This is a genomic window from Nostoc sp. NZL, assembly GCF_015714705.1.
Classification (GTDB): domain Bacteria; phylum Cyanobacteriota; class Cyanobacteriia; order Cyanobacteriales; family Nostocaceae; genus Nostoc; species Nostoc foliaceum_A.
This window is the reverse complement of sequence record NZ_WBKL01000096.1, coordinates 22,182-37,908: the sequence shown is the minus strand read 5'-3', so window position 1 is coordinate 37,908 and position 15,727 is coordinate 22,182. Positions and strand designations below refer to the sequence as shown.

18 protein-coding genes and 1 pseudogene are annotated in these 15,727 nt (G+C 40.7%); 4 read left to right on the top strand and 15 right to left on the bottom strand.

Translation table 11 applies throughout. From position 1 onward, the window contains the following. Both F8R90_RS14000 and F8R90_RS13995 read left to right on the top strand, forming a co-directional pair. A partial coding sequence (locus tag F8R90_RS14000) for a transposase (RefSeq protein WP_196510337.1) occupies positions 1 to 274 on the top strand: 274 nt, incomplete at its 5' end. Between the two features lie 527 nt (positions 275 to 801). Beyond that, positions 802 to 1,011, top strand: coding sequence for a TOBE domain-containing protein (locus tag F8R90_RS13995; protein ID WP_196511255.1), 210 nt, complete (start codon positions 802 to 804; stop codon positions 1,009 to 1,011). Between the two features lie 197 nt (positions 1,012 to 1,208). Here the strand turns inward: F8R90_RS13995 and F8R90_RS13990 are convergent, their stop codons facing one another. The 14 genes and pseudogenes from F8R90_RS13990 to F8R90_RS33850 all read right to left on the bottom strand — a co-directional run. Further along, positions 1,209 to 1,460 (bottom strand): FeoA family protein, encoded by a 252-nt coding sequence (locus F8R90_RS13990; protein ID WP_196511254.1) that lies wholly within the window; start codon positions 1,458 to 1,460, stop codon positions 1,209 to 1,211. 104 nt (positions 1,461 to 1,564) lie between these two features. Beyond that, a complete protein-coding gene (locus tag F8R90_RS13985; protein WP_185580871.1) occupies positions 1,565 to 1,864 on the bottom strand; it encodes a 2Fe-2S iron-sulfur cluster-binding protein in 300 nt (99 codons plus the stop codon). A gap of 138 nt (positions 1,865 to 2,002) precedes the next feature. Further along, positions 2,003 to 2,146 carry a hypothetical protein gene (locus F8R90_RS13980; RefSeq protein ID WP_196511253.1) on the bottom strand — a complete coding sequence of 48 codons (144 nt, stop codon included), beginning with the start codon at positions 2,144 to 2,146 and terminating at the stop codon, positions 2,003 to 2,005. Beyond that, positions 2,115 to 2,486 (bottom strand): HesB/IscA family protein, encoded by a 372-nt coding sequence (locus tag F8R90_RS13975; protein WP_196511252.1) that lies wholly within the window; start codon positions 2,484 to 2,486, stop codon positions 2,115 to 2,117. Before F8R90_RS13975 ends, F8R90_RS13980 begins: the two co-directional genes overlap by 32 nt. Before the next feature lie 94 nt (positions 2,487 to 2,580). Next, positions 2,581 to 3,378 (bottom strand): HesA/MoeB/ThiF family protein, encoded by a 798-nt coding sequence (locus tag F8R90_RS13970; RefSeq protein WP_196511251.1) that lies wholly within the window; start codon positions 3,376 to 3,378, stop codon positions 2,581 to 2,583. A 10-nt stretch (positions 3,379 to 3,388) separates the two neighbouring features. Further along, on the bottom strand, positions 3,389 to 3,706 hold the full coding sequence (nifW, locus tag F8R90_RS13965; RefSeq protein WP_100900534.1) for a nitrogenase-stabilizing/protective protein NifW: 318 nt from the start codon (positions 3,704 to 3,706) through the stop codon (positions 3,389 to 3,391). Then, on the bottom strand, positions 3,703 to 3,918 hold the full coding sequence (locus F8R90_RS13960; RefSeq protein ID WP_099099960.1) for a CCE_0567 family metalloprotein: 216 nt from the start codon (positions 3,916 to 3,918) through the stop codon (positions 3,703 to 3,705). Before F8R90_RS13960 ends, nifW begins: the two co-directional genes overlap by 4 nt. Before the next feature lie 128 nt (positions 3,919 to 4,046). Then, positions 4,047 to 4,523, bottom strand: coding sequence for a NifX-associated nitrogen fixation protein (locus F8R90_RS13955; protein ID WP_196511250.1), 477 nt, complete (start codon positions 4,521 to 4,523; stop codon positions 4,047 to 4,049). Continuing rightward, the gene (gene nifX / locus F8R90_RS13950; RefSeq protein ID WP_012407194.1) at positions 4,520 to 4,933 is read right to left on the bottom strand and encodes a nitrogen fixation protein NifX; all 414 of its coding nucleotides are present in this window, start codon (positions 4,931 to 4,933) and stop codon (positions 4,520 to 4,522) included. Before nifX ends, F8R90_RS13955 begins: the two co-directional genes overlap by 4 nt. A 188-nt stretch (positions 4,934 to 5,121) precedes the next feature. Beyond that, the gene (gene nifN / locus F8R90_RS13945) at positions 5,122 to 6,459 is read right to left on the bottom strand and encodes a nitrogenase iron-molybdenum cofactor biosynthesis protein NifN (protein WP_196511249.1); all 1,338 of its coding nucleotides are present in this window, start codon (positions 6,457 to 6,459) and stop codon (positions 5,122 to 5,124) included. After that, positions 6,459 to 7,841, bottom strand: coding sequence for a nitrogenase iron-molybdenum cofactor biosynthesis protein NifE (gene nifE / locus F8R90_RS13940; RefSeq protein WP_114083659.1), 1,383 nt, complete (start codon positions 7,839 to 7,841; stop codon positions 6,459 to 6,461). Before nifE ends, nifN begins: the two co-directional genes overlap by 1 nt. A 99-nt stretch (positions 7,842 to 7,940) precedes the next feature. After that, positions 7,941 to 8,288, bottom strand: a complete 348-nt coding sequence (locus F8R90_RS13935) for a Mo-dependent nitrogenase C-terminal domain-containing protein (protein WP_196511248.1) — start codon at positions 8,286 to 8,288, stop codon at positions 7,941 to 7,943. A 159-nt stretch (positions 8,289 to 8,447) separates the two neighbouring features. After that, complete coding sequence (gene nifK / locus F8R90_RS13930; protein WP_196511247.1) at positions 8,448 to 9,983, bottom strand: nitrogenase molybdenum-iron protein subunit beta; 1,536 nt, start codon at positions 9,981 to 9,983, stop codon at positions 8,448 to 8,450. A 229-nt stretch (positions 9,984 to 10,212) separates the two neighbouring features. Continuing rightward, a pseudogene (locus tag F8R90_RS33850) lies at positions 10,213 to 10,380 on the bottom strand (nitrogenase molybdenum-iron protein alpha chain); the annotation flags it as partial. 110 nt (positions 10,381 to 10,490) lie between these two features. On the opposite strand from F8R90_RS33850, the gene F8R90_RS13920 reads away from it, so the two are divergent. Then, entirely contained in the window at positions 10,491 to 11,909 is a 1,419-nt protein-coding gene (locus F8R90_RS13920) for a site-specific integrase (RefSeq protein ID WP_196511246.1), read from the top strand. A 341-nt stretch (positions 11,910 to 12,250) separates the two neighbouring features. Here the strand turns inward: F8R90_RS13920 and F8R90_RS13915 are convergent, their stop codons facing one another. After that, positions 12,251 to 13,210 carry an orange carotenoid protein N-terminal domain-containing protein gene (locus F8R90_RS13915; RefSeq protein WP_196511245.1) on the bottom strand — a complete coding sequence of 320 codons (960 nt, stop codon included), beginning with the start codon at positions 13,208 to 13,210 and terminating at the stop codon, positions 12,251 to 12,253. Positions 13,211 to 14,288: 1,078 nt separating this feature from the next. Here F8R90_RS13915 and F8R90_RS13910 point away from each other — a divergent pair. Beyond that, positions 14,289 to 15,722: a site-specific DNA-methyltransferase gene (locus F8R90_RS13910; protein ID WP_196511244.1), complete on the top strand. Its 1,434-nt coding sequence runs from the start codon at positions 14,289 to 14,291 to the stop codon at positions 15,720 to 15,722. Positions 15,723 to 15,727 lie beyond the last annotated feature (5 nt).

The following is a 15,727-nucleotide window of genomic DNA, read 5'->3' as shown; positions in this document are numbered from 1 at the left end:
TTTTGAACCAGCCGAGGCCAGACGGATTGCCACAAAATTAGAAATTCACTATACACCTAAACATGGGAGTTGGTTAAATATGGTTGAATCAGAGCTATCTGTACTTGTCCGTCAATGTCTCCAACGAAGAATTCCGAATATTGAAACTTTAGAAAAACAGGTCTCGGCTTGGGAGTGCGATCGCAATATTAATCAAGTTCGTGTAGATTGGCGTTTTCGTACAGAAGATGCCAGAGTTAAGCTGTCAAAGATTTATCCAACCCCGCAAAATTAATGGGACAGACCACTAGTTGTTTACCAAAGCAACTTTGCTAGGTATTTAAAAGTTTGGTAAAACAAAAAAATCTTTCCCCACTACCTACTCCCCGCCCTCTCCCAGCAATTTGATTTTTGTTTGCTTGAGTACTAAGTTAACTAGCAACAATTTAGCTTAGTTATATATTATCACTATGATAAGTTTGAATTATGAATCATTTATAAAGATCCCTAGATATATCTAGGAAAAAATATTTAAAAACAATTAAAATGCAGTATTTTTTACAATCTAATTTCATTAGATAGATTAATAGCAGATAGAATGTTTATGTAAGTTTTTCTGGCTTTAACAATGGTCTTAAACACATTGTTTCGCTCAAATTTGATGCTACATTTACATTGAATATTGTGTTTAATAAACCTGAATTATGATATTGAGATTTACTTTCTACATCTGAGACTTATTAAGAAATTTAAAACATTTTCTTTTTTCAAGCCAAATTTGCTATCTTTTTTAAGTAGAAATAAGTAAAACACAGGCAAAACATGGAAATTAGCGCTCGTAATTCTCTAAAAGGTACTGTAAAAAAAGTTGTGCCTGGTACAGTTAACACTGAAGTAACTTTAGAAATTGCACCAGGAGTAGAGTTAGTGTCAATTATCACAAAGTCATCAGCAGAAAAGCTGGGACTTGCAGAAGGCAAAGAGGCTTATGCCGTGATTAAATCATCAGATGTGATAGTTGCTGTTGAATAAAAATAGGCAAGTTGCCTTTTATTGCAAGCGGCTTTAGCACTAATATCGAATTGCATTTATATCTCTCAATTTAATGACCTCACTCCTTGAATTAATACAGGAGTGAGGTCAATTTAATTCGTAATTGCTATGTATGGTCTTAATTACGAAGTCAAAAAATTTTGTTCAAGAAAATATTATTGTATATTTTAATTAATTCAATTATCAGTAATATGGACATAAATAGCTTGAATGCTTTTTGTATCTAGTGCTAAAGATGTGTTTTCTATTTTAATAAGGAATGATGGAAAGTTTTGTTTTAAAGTAATAATGGTTCCTGGAGTTATCCCTATTGATATCAGTCTGTTTAAGATGCTTTCATCCTGACTTTTACAGAAAGTGACGATTCCTCGCTCTCCTGTTCTCAATAATTCTAATGAACAGCCAGTTACACTAAAGGGGGTAAACATTTGAATTATAAATTAATAATTTTGAAGGGAAGAAGGAAGTATATTTTCATCCTTCATCCTTCATGCTTTATTTGGTTGCTAAAGACAGCAACCAAAGTAATAATTTATACGAGATATGCTTCTTGATGGGTTTTGATTGTGCAATTAGAACGAGGATAAGTTACACAAAGTAGAGCGTATCCTTTAGAAACTTGATCGTCATCCAAGAAGTTTTGATCTTCTTGATTAACTTCACCTTCAACAACCTTACCTACACAGCTAGAGCAAGATCCTGCATGACATGAAAAGGGCAATTCAATACCATTTTCTTCTGCTGCTTCTAAGATAGTAGTGTCTTCTTCAACTTCAATTGTGGTGTCAAGGTCTTCTTTTTTGTTGATTAATCTAACTTGGTAGGAAGCCATTTTCCGATTCTCCTCAAACGTTATACAGTTGGTTTAATTTCCGAAGTTTTTGAGCAACCTATCCTACTTTTTGCTCCCCTCTTTCTTATGGAGATGCAAAGTTTAGTCGGCTTCTCTATAGAGGTAAGGGATGCAAAGCTACCTCAAGCGATAAGCCTGCGGCATGGCAACTCTTAGAGACGCTCCGCGATCGCTTACCGCATCTATGATGAAAGCCTCTACAATCAGACTCGGCACTAACGGAATGATGTTAGCTGCAAGGTACACCAGTAGGCGTGCCATCGTCTGTTTTGAAGGACTTTCCACAACCGCAGGTATCAGTTGCATTGGGGTTGATGAATTTAAAACCGCTTTCCATCACTCCCTCAACGAAATCAACGATAACTCCGTCTAATAACGGCGCACTTTTGGCATCAACGTAAACTACCACTTTGCCTTGGTGACTTACCAAATCATCTGGTTGGGGTTTGCTGGTGATATCGATCGCATATTCATAGCCACTGCAACCACCATCTCTTACCGAGATGCGGACACCTTTAGTTGCGCCATTAGCGTCGGGTGCGGAACCTTTAAGGAATGCCCGCAGATGGAATTCTGCTTTTTCTGATAAGATAACGGCCATGAAGTCTCCTGATTTGTAGCGATTAGTTGTTCTGATTTCAGGTGTAGGGTTGTCATTTGTCCTTTGTTATTCACCAATGACCAATGACTAATGACTAATGACTATTGACTGTGGGTTCCATCGAATTGGCTTGCGCGTGTCTCCAAGGCGCACTATTACCGCATACTGGACAAGAGCGATCGCGGTGAGAACGGCGTTTAGCAAATTCCATCCGATTTAGGTCGATTGTCAGCAATTGCGACAATAGAGGCTGACTAAACCCGGTGATCAGTTTGATTGCTTCCAGCGCTGTTAGACAAGCTAGGGTTCCAGAAACAGCGCCTAGAACTGAAAAGCCGCGCTGATCCCACTCAGGCTTTTCTGGAAACAAACAGGATAGACAAGGAGTCACACCAGGAATAATCGTTGTTAGGTAAGCCTCCATCCCATTCATTGCAGCTTCCACCATTGGCTTACGCGATCGCACACAAGCCTCATTTAACAAATTGCGCTCTGTAAAATTGTGGGCGCAATCAAGAGCCATATCAGCCGACTGCACTAACGAATCTACATTTTCCGGGGTGATGTAATCATGAACAATTTCCACTTGGACATCAGGATTAATCGCATCCAGAGTTTCTTTAGCTTTGAATACCCTTGGCTTACCTACCCAATCATCAGTCATGAGAACCTGACGATTCATATCATCCAGCCGCAAGTCACCACCCCGGACTAGGATTAGCCGCCCAACGCCCGCTACTGCTAAGTAAAGCGCCGCCGTACCGCCTAATCCCCCCACACCTGTAACCAAAACTGTCGCTGACTTCAGGCGTTTCTGTGCTGTTTCGCCAAAATTCGGAAGCATCATTTGGCGACGATAGCGTTCTAATTCGGTAGGCGTTAGGTTAACCAATTTATACCTCCTAATCAGAAGTGATTTCTGTCAGTGTGACTACATTTTTCGGCTTGTCGTTAAACACTTTGAACAGCTTTTGTTCATAAGCTGTCGATTCGATAAATAGCTGATAAGCTTTTTGCAAAGCCAAAGAATATTGATTTAATTTCTCTTCTTGACTTAAGTCAGGAGAATTATCATCAATTTCCTGCATATATTGAGAAAACTTTTTCAGAATATGTAGACGATGTACATTTACAACTTCTAAGTCGTAGGACATATTAAAGAATTGGAAAAATTCTTCTGCATCTACGAGCTTCTTGAATTCATCAATAGTTCCAGTCATTTAGCATTCTCCAATTGTTTCAGATGTTGCTTAAGTTCATCTAACTGGCGATAGATTTCATAAGTTGCGGCGGCAACATCCATAAGTTGTTTGTAATCTGTTGGCAGACCTTCAGCTAAATCATGCAGATCCATTTTCATTTGACCTGCTTTGCTGTTCAGCCGTCTGATTTGCCCTTGTAATTCCTCAATACTCGTGTCTTCTGCTTGCACAATCAGCCACTCCTTTTCTAAAAGTTAGGAATTATAAGTTATGAGTTATAAATTAAGAACTGTCAATTATGAATTATCAGTTAAAACTTAATTTAACTACTCCCTCCTAACTCCTAACTTCCAACTCCTTAAATTTTGCCAACTTCAGGAAAGCGTTTCGCCAAATCAAGACCTTTTTTGACGTAGCTTTCTCCTTCTTCTGCTAATTTCTCTACTGAGTCAAAGCCAAAGCGATGAGCATCTCGCAAGGTTTTTACAGCTAGCAAAAGACGGCCAGAAAAAACTAGCGCCCAGCCAAATCCTTCATGGCTCAAATCAACTACAACCTGGGATATCAAACCTGTTTCTTGTTCAATTCCAGCCGCTACAGCCCGAAAAAATGCCATAATTCGTGCTTGTGTGATCGGATCAACTTCGCCCTCAACGGAAATTTCCCGTTTCTTTTGTTTGGTGACAATAAAGGGTTTGAGAATCAACTCATCCGACCAACTACGATAAACTCCATAGCTGTCTTGACCACGGATTTGTTTGATTAATACCTTAAGAAAAGGCGAGTTCAAGACTTCAGTTGTAGCGGTTCCGTTAACACTATTATTTGCGGTCATACTGTTGCTTCGTCTTCAATTTCATCAGCAAAGTTTGTGGTTTTTGGCTGCAAAGCTTTACGCAACCAAGGTGGAGGATTACCTTTGAGGGTTTTGACTAGCTTATTCAGCACTTCACTAATTTCTTCTTCTTCCGATCGCGCCTTCACTGGGGTGACACCTTTCTTGATTAACCGAGCGGCGGCACTACCACCAATTGCTGTTACGTAAACAATTGTACAGTCGCCTATTGCTTCAAGTTTTGGGGTGATTTTGTCTTCGTTACCATCTTCTTTGAGTTCGCCTTCAAAGGTGAGGGTTTCTACGAAGTGATATCCCTCATCGGTAATTTCGTAAACATCAATCATTTTTGCCCATCCGAAGTGGGCATTAATATGAACTCGGTCGCTCGTCGTGAAGGCTATTTTCATTGTAATTCTCCTCTCTAAAGTTTTGAATTTTGAAGCAATACGGTTCAGCTAGTGATACTCGGAAGATCCCCCCAACCCCCCTTAAAAAGCAGGGGGGCTAATTTAAAACTTGCTCTATTCCCTCCTTAAAAAGGAGGGTTAGGGAGGATAAATTCTTAACTGAACTGTTTTGAATTTCAAGTGTGAATTCAAAACTCAGCGCTCACAGTTCCGAACTCTTGGAACTGTTTAACTCTCGCTTCTTCTGCCTCTAAAAATAGGTTGCCGATGCCAAATAAAAGCTCCATCGTGCCTCGATAGCCAACTTTAGTAAATTGACCATTACCTAAGCGGTCATAAATGGGCAATCCTAGACGATAAAGAGGAATCGAGAGGCGTTTAGCGATCGCACCCACATTCGAGTTACCAATCAGCAAATCAGAACCGCCCGCTAGACTCTCAAAGTCTTCTAAGTCGCCGATGGTAATACTTTTAACCGGGAGTTTTTCTAAGAGGTGCGATCGCGTGGTTGTCACCACTGCATGAATTTGCGCTCCCATCGATTGCAGTAAATGCACGGTTGACCACAACAAATCAGGTTCCAGTGCGAGGGAAACTCGTTTTGCACCGAAGTAAAAGTGAGTGTCCAGCATCGCATCTTGCAACTGACGGCGTTGGCGGCGGTATTTTTCGGGTACGCTGTTACCGCTCAAAATCGCCAATGCTTGGATAAATTCATCTACTGGTTCTAATCCTGTCAGTTCGCCAAACACTTCGTAAGGTGTGCCAAAGCGTTCTTCCAGAATCTTCGCAGCCCCCCGCATACTTTCACCTAATGCCAGGGTAAAGGCAGAACTACCTACTTCTCGTAGCTGTTTTAAGGTAGTTCCACTGACTGTAACCGCACTATAATTCTCCTCTAAGTGACCATCTAGAGAAGCGCCAAGGTCAGGTACAAAGATCGGCACTAATCCAAAGGATGTGACTATCTCTTTAATTTCCTGTACATCCCCAGGTGTGAAAGCAGAACCCGCCAAAATCGTGACTTGTTCAGTTCTGAGTCCACCGGCGCGAGGAATTTCCTTAACTATGCTTTCGACAGCAACAGCAAAACCATCTTGTAACGCACCTTTAAAATCTGGGGTAGGTGCAAAAACGATCGCTAAATCATTCAATTCGGGATGGCGATCGCGGATTTCCTTAAGAAAACCCTCGATGTCATCGCCTCTAGTTTCCGTTAACCCAGTACTACATAAACCAATAATTTCCGGGTTAGCCTTTTCCACCAGAGTCAGAATTGCTTGCTCCACATTCTCTTCGCCACCCAAAATGGTAGTGACTTCCGTCATCGCGGTGGTAGCTAGGGGAATCGCTTCCCGGAAATGCCGCACTAGGACAACTTTGGCGAAAGCAGTACAACCTTGAGAACCGTGGAATAAGGGCATTGTCCCTTTCAATCCCAAAAAGGCTAAGGTTGCGCCCAAAGCTTGACTCTGCTTGAGGGGATTAACTGTCAGTGCTTTGTTAGAAGCGGTAACGATCGCCATTAAACTTCCTCCTCTTCTTCCCAAGGAGCGGGTTTGCGTATTTGTTCCCAAATCGGGCTATACAGAGCTTCGTACAGTTCCCGCGCCATCTCAATCATTCCTACATAACCTGCATAAGGATGGTGGCGTTCTTGGTTGATATCAAGGAAAGGAATTCGAGCTTTCAAAGCTGTGTATTGGTTACGTCCACCAGCAATCAGCATATCTGCGCGAGTGTCTTTAACCAGTTGTAGCAATTCTTGAGCGTTGCCTTTCTCCAGCATGATGCCATCGTTGCCAATCAACTTCTTGATTTTGGCTTTATCTTCTTCAGTACTTTTCCGAGTACTGGTAGCAACAACTTCAATGCCTAAGTCTCTAGCAGCCGAGATAATCGACCAACTCTTGACACCACCAGTATACAAAACAACCCGCTTACCTTTAAGTCGAGCGCGATAGGGAGCCAATGCCAAATCTAAAGCAGCCGTTTCTTCTGCAATTAACTTTTCTGTCCGCTCCTGTAAATCAGCGTCGCCTAATTTAGCGGCGATGTTTCGCAGACAGCGATTCATATCATCGATGCCGTAGAAAGACTCTTCAATGTAAGGGATGTTGTAACGCTCCTCCATCTTTCTCGCCATATTGAGCAACGCTCGTGAGCAGATCATGACGTTGAGCTTGGCGCGGTGGGCGTAGCGAATTTCATTGTAGCGAGCATCGCCCGTAATTTTAGACAAAATACGGATGCCTAATTTTTCTAGCAGTGGTGTTACTCCCCACATTTCACCGGCGATGTTGTATTCACCGATTAAGTTAATATCATAGGGCGTTGTATGTTCCGGTTCTGCTGTTCCGACAACATATTCTAATAAAGATTCACCGCCAAAACGGTTGCCGAGATTTTTACTGCCAATGAATCCTGGAGCAATGACGGGAACAACAGGAGTACCAATTTTCTCAGCCGCAGCTTTGCAGACAGCATCGATATCATCACCAATTAAGGCTGTAACGCAAGTGGCGTAGACGAATACTGCTGCTGGTTGGTAGCGCTCGTGAAGTTCCAGAATTGCTTTGTACAGTTTCTTTTCGCCACCGAAGATGACATCATTTTCACCCAAGTCTGTGGTAAAGCCCATTTTGTAGAGTTGAGGGCCAGACGACAGACTACCACGACTGCCCCAGGAATTACCAGCACAGGCGATCGGCCCGTGGACTAAATGAGCAGCATCTGCGATCGGCACTAGAGCAATCATTGCACCATCAAAGGCACAGCCCCCTTGAGCCGCGCCAGGTTGTGCCTGTTGAGCGCATGATTTGTTTTTCTTTTCCGCTTGTTTGTGCTGATTATGTTCGCATCCTGTCTCAGTCAGCAGCTCGTTGATTTTGCCTTGGGTGCTTTTCATCTCTCTTCTCTTAATTGTTAAATGTCCTTTGTCATTTGTCATTTGTCCTTTGAATAACTAACAACTAATGACTAATAACTAATGACCAATGACCAATGACTAACAAATGTATCTTGTGACATCCTCTCTACATACATCAGCGAGGTAGGATAGAGCGCGGAAACGCAATCCTACAAATTCGTCATATAAAGGATTTAGTTTGCATAGTGGTGGAATATCAATAGTCTTCCCAAATAATTTAATTTGTCGCTCAAAGGGACAACAACAAGGAATTGTTTGGCAAATTAGATGAGCGAAGCGATTATTTTTAACCTGAATTCCATCCACTACACGGCGCAACGGATTAAGAAGATTGTGAAACCATCCTGGTTTTTTCTGATTAGGTGGATGGTAATTAGGATGAGGATGAGTGTGAGTATGTTCGTGAGTGTGATTGATGGTTTCCATTTATCAATTCCTTGGGTAAATGCTATCAAGAAAAAGGGGAGTTGGGGATTGGGCATTGGGCATCGGGCATTGGGTTTGGATATTTCCCTACTCCCGACTCCCTACTCCCGACTCCCCTTCTTCACCCTTTAATTAACACGTTGTGTTTCTACGCAATTTCTAACGAATCAAGTCGTAGGAAATATCTGTCTTAGAAGGAATGTTGGTGTTGCGATCAATTTCTTCAAACAGGGTGTTTACAGTCCAGTTGAGGAGGTTGATCACACCTTGATAACCAATGGTGGCATAGCGGTGTAGGTGGTGGCGATCCATGATGGGGTAGCCGATTCTCACGAGGGGAATCTTGGTGTCGCGCCACAGGTACTTACCGTATGTGTTACCAACTAAGAAGTCTACTGGTTCGGTGAACAACAGCGATCGCATGTGCCACAAGTCCTTACCAGGCCAAACAGTTGCATGTTGACCGAAGGGGCTAGAAGCAAGCAGTTCTTTCATTTCTGCTTCAAATACTTCGTTGCTGTTGTGAACCAAGATATGCACAGGTTCAGCACCCATTTCTAGCATAAAGCCAACTACGCTGTATACTAAATCTGGTTCGCCGTAGATAGCGAAGCGCTTGCCGTGAATCCATGAGTGGGAATCAGTCATGGCATCAACTGCACGACCGCGTTCGATTTCCAATTCTTGAGGAATGGGGATACCACTCAATTCACTGAGTTTCATCAAGAATTCATCAGTACCCTTAATGCCCCAAGGACGGGAAACTGAGGTTGGTTGCTTCCATTCTTTTTCGATGTACTCGCGGGTTTTGGGGGTAGAGTGTGCTTGCAGAGCGATCGTAGCTTTCGCATTGATTGAATCTGCTGCATCTTCTAGCTTTGTTCCACCTGGGTACATATCGAATTCACCTGTGTTTGGTGAATCCAAGTAGTCGCTGTTGTCGGCTAAAATTGTGTAGTCAAAGCCGAACAAGGAAGCAATCCGCTTGATTTCGCGGTTGTTGCCTACGTAGGTATCAAAACCTGGGATGAAGTTGATTTTACCATTGCTGGTTTCTTTCTTATGACCTGCGGTCAAGTTAGAAAGAATTCCCTTCATCATGTTGTCGTAACCAGTGATGTGGGAACCGACAAAGCTAGGGGTGTGAGCGTAAGGTACTGGGAAATCTTGAGGAACTGAACCAGCTTGCTTAGAGTTGTTGATGAAGGCTTGTAAGTCATCACCAATTACTTCTGCCATACAGGTGGTGCAGACAGCGATCATCTTGGGCTTGTACAGTTGGTAAGAGTTAGCCAACCCGTCGATCATGTTTTGCAGACCACCAAACACGGCTGCATCTTCAGTCATTGAAGAAGATACACCAGAGAATGGTTCTTTGTAGTGACGGGTTAAGTGGGTGCGGAAGTAAGCAACGCAACCTTGAGAACCTTGAACGAAAGGTAGAGTACCTTCAAAACCAACAGCAGCAAAGATTGCTCCTAGTGGTTGGCAGCCTTTAGCAGGGTTAACGGTTAAAGCTTCACGAGCGAAGTTCTTTTCACGATAATCCCAACCCTTTGTCCACTCTGCAACCCGTTGTACTTCTTCGGGATCGTGGCCATTTTCAAACTGCTTTTTGTTTTCAAATAGCTGTTGGTACTCAGGCTGGTGGAATAACTCGACGTGATCTTGAATTTTTTCTGGATTCTGAGGCATTTCTTCTGGACTCCAAGCTTACTGAATTCTTTTACTGATTGAGGCGAGAGTAGGTAGAGACGCGATTAATCGCGTCTGTCTTTACAAGGGAGATGGGAATATGATTCAAAATTCAAAATGCAAAAATCAAAATAAATTTTTAATCTTTCAATTTTGAATTTTGGATTCCCAACTCCCCCCTGGGGTTTTAGCCCCAGGTTATCCTTACTTATCTCACTCTCCCATTTCCCTAAACGGCAGCCTTAGCCTTAGCTTCAGCCTTCTTAGCCTGAGCTTTTTCATTCCAAGGAGCGCCAATTAATCCCCAGGTTGGGCTGTTGAGTGCTAAGTCCATATCGCGTGCGAAGATGGCGAAGCCGTCATAACCGTGATAAGGACCGGAGTAATCCTTTTTGTGGTTCAATAGCTCTAAACAGCCTAATGTTTGCAGTAAGCAGTGTTAGCAATAAGCATTGTTCGCTGAGAACACATTTATTTTTAGGCTAAATATAGGCTAAAAACACAGCAATGCATAATCAGGGTCAAGACAAGTATCAACAAGCTTTTGCAGACTTAGAGCCGATTTCATCTACCGATGGCAGTTTTCTTGGCTCAAGCCTGCAAGCACAGCAGCAAAAAGAACACATGAGAACGAAAGTACTACTGGAATTAGAGAAAGTTAATCTGCGTTTGAAGTCTGCAAAGGCAAAGGTGACAATTAGAGAATCGAATGGAAGTCTGCAATTACGGGCGACGTTGCCAATTAAGCCGGGAGACAAAGACAGCAACGGTACTGGCAGAAAACAATACAATATCAGTTTGAATATTCCCTCTAACTTAGATGGACTCAAGACGGCTGAGGAAGAAGCCTATGAATTAGGGAAGTTAATCGCTCGTAAAACATTTGAATGGAATGATAAATATTTAGGTAATGAGGCAATTAAAAAAGAATTTAAGACTATAGAAGAATTACTCGAACAATTTGAGAATGAGTATTTTAAAACTCATAAACGAACTACTAAAAGTGAGCATACTTTTTTTTATTACTTTTCCCGAACAAAGAGATTTACGAATCCCAAAGATTTGGCAAATGCTGAAAATTTGATAAGTTCAATTGAACAAATCGATAAAGAATGGGCTAAATATAATGCAGCTAGGGCGATATCGGCATTTTGCATGACATTTAAAATCGAAATCGATTTATCTAAATATTCCAAAATGCCGGAGAATAATTCCCGCAATATACCTACAGATGCGGAAATATATGATGGAATTCTCAAATTTGAAGATTATCTGAATAATAGAGGCAATCAAGTTAATCAAAGTCTTCAAGATAGCTGGCAACTTTGGCGATGGACGTATGGAATGTTAGCAGTTTTTGGTTTACGTCCACGAGAACTTTTTATTAATCCTGATATCGATTGGTGGTTGAGTCCAGAAAATTTAGATTTGACATGGAAAGTTCATAAGGATTGTAAGACTGGGGAAAGACAAGCATTACCATTATATAGGCAATGGATTGAGGATTTTGATTTGAGAAATCCTAAATATTTAGAGATGTTAGAGAGTGCGATCGCTAAAAAAGATAATACTAATCATGCTGAGATAACGGCATTAACACAACGCGTTAGTTGGTGGTTTCGTAAGATAGGATTAGATTTTAAGCCCTATGATTTACGTCATGCTTGGGCAATTCGAGCGCATATTTTGGGGATACCAATTAAAGCTGCGGCGGATAATTTAGGGCATAGTGTACAAGTTCATACACAAACTTATCAGCGTTGGTTCTCTCTAGATATGCGGAAGTTGGCAATTAATCAGGCGTTAAGTAAGAAGAATGAAATTGAGTTGATTAGGGAGGAAAATGGGAGGTTGATAATGGAGAATGAAAAATTAAAGATTGAAATTCAAAAGTTGAAGATGGAGTCGGTTTATAAGCGTAGTTAATATTTGTTAATAAAGTTGATATGGTGCACAAAACATGGGGTGTAATCTGCCAGAGACGACACTAATTTTTAACGTTGGGTTCCTTTGGCTGAAGCTCGGTTCTAGGTGAACCGAGCTTCGATTGAGATTTTATTTGATGATCATCATGGCGCTTAAAGGATGTTTTAAAAGTCCCGAAAGTTATAATTTTTCAGTTCTACATGGGTTAAGTACAACACCAAATTAATGTTTTAGCTATGTACTACAATTTTTTGCTGTGCTGACTATGAGAGCAAAAAACTCTTTTAAAACATCATTTCAGACAAGCGCAATTACTTTTGTATTAAGAAAGCAAAGAAATTTTACTTGCGAGTTAGATTAAGCAGTTCTTTGGGAGAAGCAAGTAAGTCAATAGCCACGAAGTAAATTTGTCCTTGAGGATCGAGTAAAAATCGCCAAGCAATGTTCATCCCAACATTACCTCCAAACCAAGGAGTTTCGACCGTACCAGTAATTTTATGCTGTGTATAACCATCTTCTATAGTTTCCGAAACACCTTTGGTTGGCTTCATCACTAACCCTTGTCCCTCATCTCGTAGGTAGGAAGTGATCGCCTCTCTACCAACAATTGGTTTTTGGAAAGGTGGTTGTAGCGCACCGTTGTTAGCAAATAAAGCAACAGCAGCTTCAAAGTTATCTGCATTCATGGCTTCAATGTACTTTAGCACTGTTGGTTCTGTAACTCCCTCAATAGTAAATTGGGGACTTAGGGATGCACGTGGAAACTTAAAGTTTATGACTTGTGCCTGTTTGTTATCAGCCAGAGACGGATCAAACCCCATATTTACTACAGTATTGCGTAGTACAGTAATTTGCTGACTCTGATCGATTTTCTGAACAGCTTCTAGCACTGCTTTAACTTGAGTTGACATTTGATAATCAACTGGCATGGGAGCGACAATACCCTCTTTCATCCACTCTCCTAACTGCCACCAGAATCCTAGCTTGGCGTTGACACCAAAGTATGCATAAGAACGGCTGATGGGAGTGTCAGCATTACTCGCTAAATCTCTCATTAACTGCGTTTGTTCTTCATGAGACATCTGCTTAATTTGGTTGAATATACCTTCCATTAATTGGAGATTGGCTTTTCCGGGAGCAGCTGGAGTAATTGTCCGACCTAGTTCAGCGTAGGCATACCAGAGAAATGCAAGTTGATCGTCAATGTTGAGTTCAGCAAACATTGCTGTAGTGGCTGGAACAGCATCTGCCACTTGAGTGCTAGAGAAAATATTGCGTGCGGACTCGATAGTATAATTCATGCTTATTACCTTAAAGATTTACCTAATCAGTAGTTGCTTTCGGCTACATTTTGCAGAATGGGGGATAAATCTAGGAAATTTTTACTGGATGATACAATTATCCCTAGATATCCAATCATTATCTAAATCCGAATTATTATCATTCACTACTCTGATATCATAGCTAGTAAACGTTAACAGAACACTAAGGTTTATAAGTATTTATCTGATGAATATCATTGAATTAAATATATATCTACTATTCTTTTAAGCTGATATTTTAATAAAAGTATTTTTTTAGAAAATATTTCTTTCTCAAGAAAGATATGTAGCTATTAGCATCTATCTATGTGAATAGATATATCTGCATTTTAGACTTTTTTCGCAATAAAAATACAATTTAGTAATTGCTCAAGTTTTTTTTAATTACTGTATGTGTTGCAGCAGATTTATCTCTAGCCGTAAGTTGGGTTAAATAAAGTTAAATCCGTCTAATGCAAGCCCTCAGTTCGTTTATTAGTAAGATGCAACTTACAAATCTTTTGCGATCGCTGCTTGCTTGGGGATAGCTCTAGCTCATTCCTTGTGCTGCCGAGTGTGAGTCGAACTATGATGTGACAGTAACGGTTTAGGCTGCATCTGACGAGGTGTCATTGAAGATCATAGTCCTGCTACAATCCAAATATCCATGCAGAGAGATTGCCTAAACTGTTTACCTACAAGTTCTAACAACAGTGTTACACCCGAATATATCAAGCATCAAACTGTAAGGTGCGTTATCGTAAAGTGCAACGCACCATCATCTCAATATCCCAAATTTTTGATTTTATACATTTTTCCTAATCCAGTGACCAGTTCTAGTCATCGTAAGGACAGGCGATCACAACAAGGAGCTAGTTCTTGTACATCTCACACTTTAAAAACTTATTCACTATTATGGCTGAACCAGGATCGCAACAAGGAGCTAGTTCTTGTTCATCTTACACACCATTCCTAAATATACAGTGACTTTTTGTAAAGTTTGGGCGAATCATATATCTACCGCCAAAATTTAGAACTATACTAACTTGACTAGTTAATTCTCTAGGAACATTCATCTGTGGTCAGCCTAGCAAGTGTCTCCAATACCGTGTCCGAAGTGGAAAGTGATAGTTTAGGCGAAATTGACAACCTTGATAGGCAACTGCATCAACGCTTCCAGAATAAATTTTTAGTTCATCCTTCATTGACGCGGCTTATAGTTAGTTTTCAAGCTAACAAAACTAGACCTATCTATCGATGGTACAAATACAAAGAAGCTTTCTCTGCATCTCTTGTAGAATATTTATTGCAACAATATAACACTATTCAAGGCAAGGTTTTAGACCCATTCGCAGGTAGTGGAACTGCGTTATTTGCTGTTAGAGAAACTGGAATTGATGCTGACGGTATTGAATTATTGCCCATCGGTCAACAAATAATTAATGCTAAAAAACTTTTAGATTCTGAATTCACCCCTGAAGATTTCGAGAGGATAAAATATTGGTCAAAGTTACAGATTTGGAAGCAGTGTGAGCAGAAAAAAGACTTGCCAGAATTGAGAATCACAAAAGGAGCTTATGCTGAACTAACTAGAAATGCAATTGAGCAGTATCTTGAAGCTTGCAAACTAGAAAATAATAGAGTCCAAGCAGTTTTGAAGTTTGTCTTACTGTGCGTTTTAGAATCCATAAGTTACACACGTAAAGATGGACAGTACCTCCGTTGGGATTATCGTTCCGGTCGTGGACAGAGTAAGAAACCTTTCAATAAAGGCGAAATTCTAGAGTTTGATAATGCGATCGCCAACAAAATAAATGAAATTATTGATGATTTACTGCCTTCTACACAACAAATTGAGCTTTTCCAAATAAAAAATTCTCAAGGACAAATTCATCTTTATGGAGGATCTTGTCTTGAGATTATGCCACGCCTAGACAATGCCGTATATGATGCAATTATCACATCCCCACCCTATTGCAATCGCTACGACTATACTCGCACTTATGCACTAGAACTAGCTCTACTTGGTATTTCTGAAAAGGAGTTAATTAACCTTCGTCAGGAAATGCTGAGTTGTACAGTTGAAAATCGCCCCAAAAATTTATTGACTATCAACTCAGACTGGAAAACAGCCTTAGCTATTGCTGATTCACAGAATTTGTTGCAGGCTATCTTGAAATATTTAGATAACCAAAAAGCAAAGGGTGCTTTGAATAACAATGGTATACCAAGAATGATCAGAGGATATTTTTATGAGATGGCGTGTGTAATACAAGAATGCTTTCGTGTTCTTAAACCAGGGGCACTTTTATTCATGGTTAACGACAATGTTCGTTATGCAGGCGCAAGCATTTCAGTAGATATGATTCTCTCTGATTTCGCCGAACAGCTAGGTTTTGTTATTGAAAATATTCTTGTTTTGCCAAGTGATAAAGGTAATAGTAGCCAGCAAATGGGAAATCATGGACGCGATCCATTGCGGAAGTGCGTTTATGTATGGAAAAAGCCATAAATTGA

Excerpts from the sequence above, each read along its gene's own strand:
- F8R90_RS13995 (WP_196511255.1), top strand. The coding sequence starts at position 802 with ATGGAAATTAGCGCTCGTAATTCTCTAAAAGGTACTGTAAAAAAAGTT.
- F8R90_RS13990 (WP_196511254.1), bottom strand. The coding sequence starts at position 1,460 with ATGTTTACCCCCTTTAGTGTAACTGGCTGTTCATTAGAATTATTGAGA.
- F8R90_RS13985 (WP_185580871.1), bottom strand. The coding sequence starts at position 1,864 with ATGGCTTCCTACCAAGTTAGATTAATCAACAAAAAAGAAGACCTTGAC.
- F8R90_RS13980 (WP_196511253.1), bottom strand. The coding sequence starts at position 2,146 with ATGGCACGCCTACTGGTGTACCTTGCAGCTAACATCATTCCGTTAGTG.
- F8R90_RS13975 (WP_196511252.1), bottom strand. The coding sequence starts at position 2,486 with ATGGCCGTTATCTTATCAGAAAAAGCAGAATTCCATCTGCGGGCATTC.
- nifW (WP_100900534.1), bottom strand. The coding sequence starts at position 3,706 with ATGACTGGAACTATTGATGAATTCAAGAAGCTCGTAGATGCAGAAGAA.
- F8R90_RS13955 (WP_196511250.1), bottom strand. The coding sequence starts at position 4,523 with ATGACCGCAAATAATAGTGTTAACGGAACCGCTACAACTGAAGTCTTG.
- nifX (WP_012407194.1), bottom strand. The coding sequence starts at position 4,933 with ATGAAAATAGCCTTCACGACGAGCGACCGAGTTCATATTAATGCCCAC.
- nifN (WP_196511249.1), bottom strand. The coding sequence starts at position 6,459 with ATGGCGATCGTTACCGCTTCTAACAAAGCACTGACAGTTAATCCCCTC.
- nifE (WP_114083659.1), bottom strand. The coding sequence starts at position 7,841 with ATGAAAAGCACCCAAGGCAAAATCAACGAGCTGCTGACTGAGACAGGA.
- F8R90_RS13935 (WP_196511248.1), bottom strand. The coding sequence starts at position 8,288 with ATGGAAACCATCAATCACACTCACGAACATACTCACACTCATCCTCAT.
- nifK (WP_196511247.1), bottom strand. The coding sequence starts at position 9,983 with ATGCCTCAGAATCCAGAAAAAATTCAAGATCACGTCGAGTTATTCCAC.
- F8R90_RS13920 (WP_196511246.1), top strand. The coding sequence starts at position 10,491 with ATGCATAATCAGGGTCAAGACAAGTATCAACAAGCTTTTGCAGACTTA.
- F8R90_RS13915 (WP_196511245.1), bottom strand. The coding sequence starts at position 13,210 with ATGAATTATACTATCGAGTCCGCACGCAATATTTTCTCTAGCACTCAA.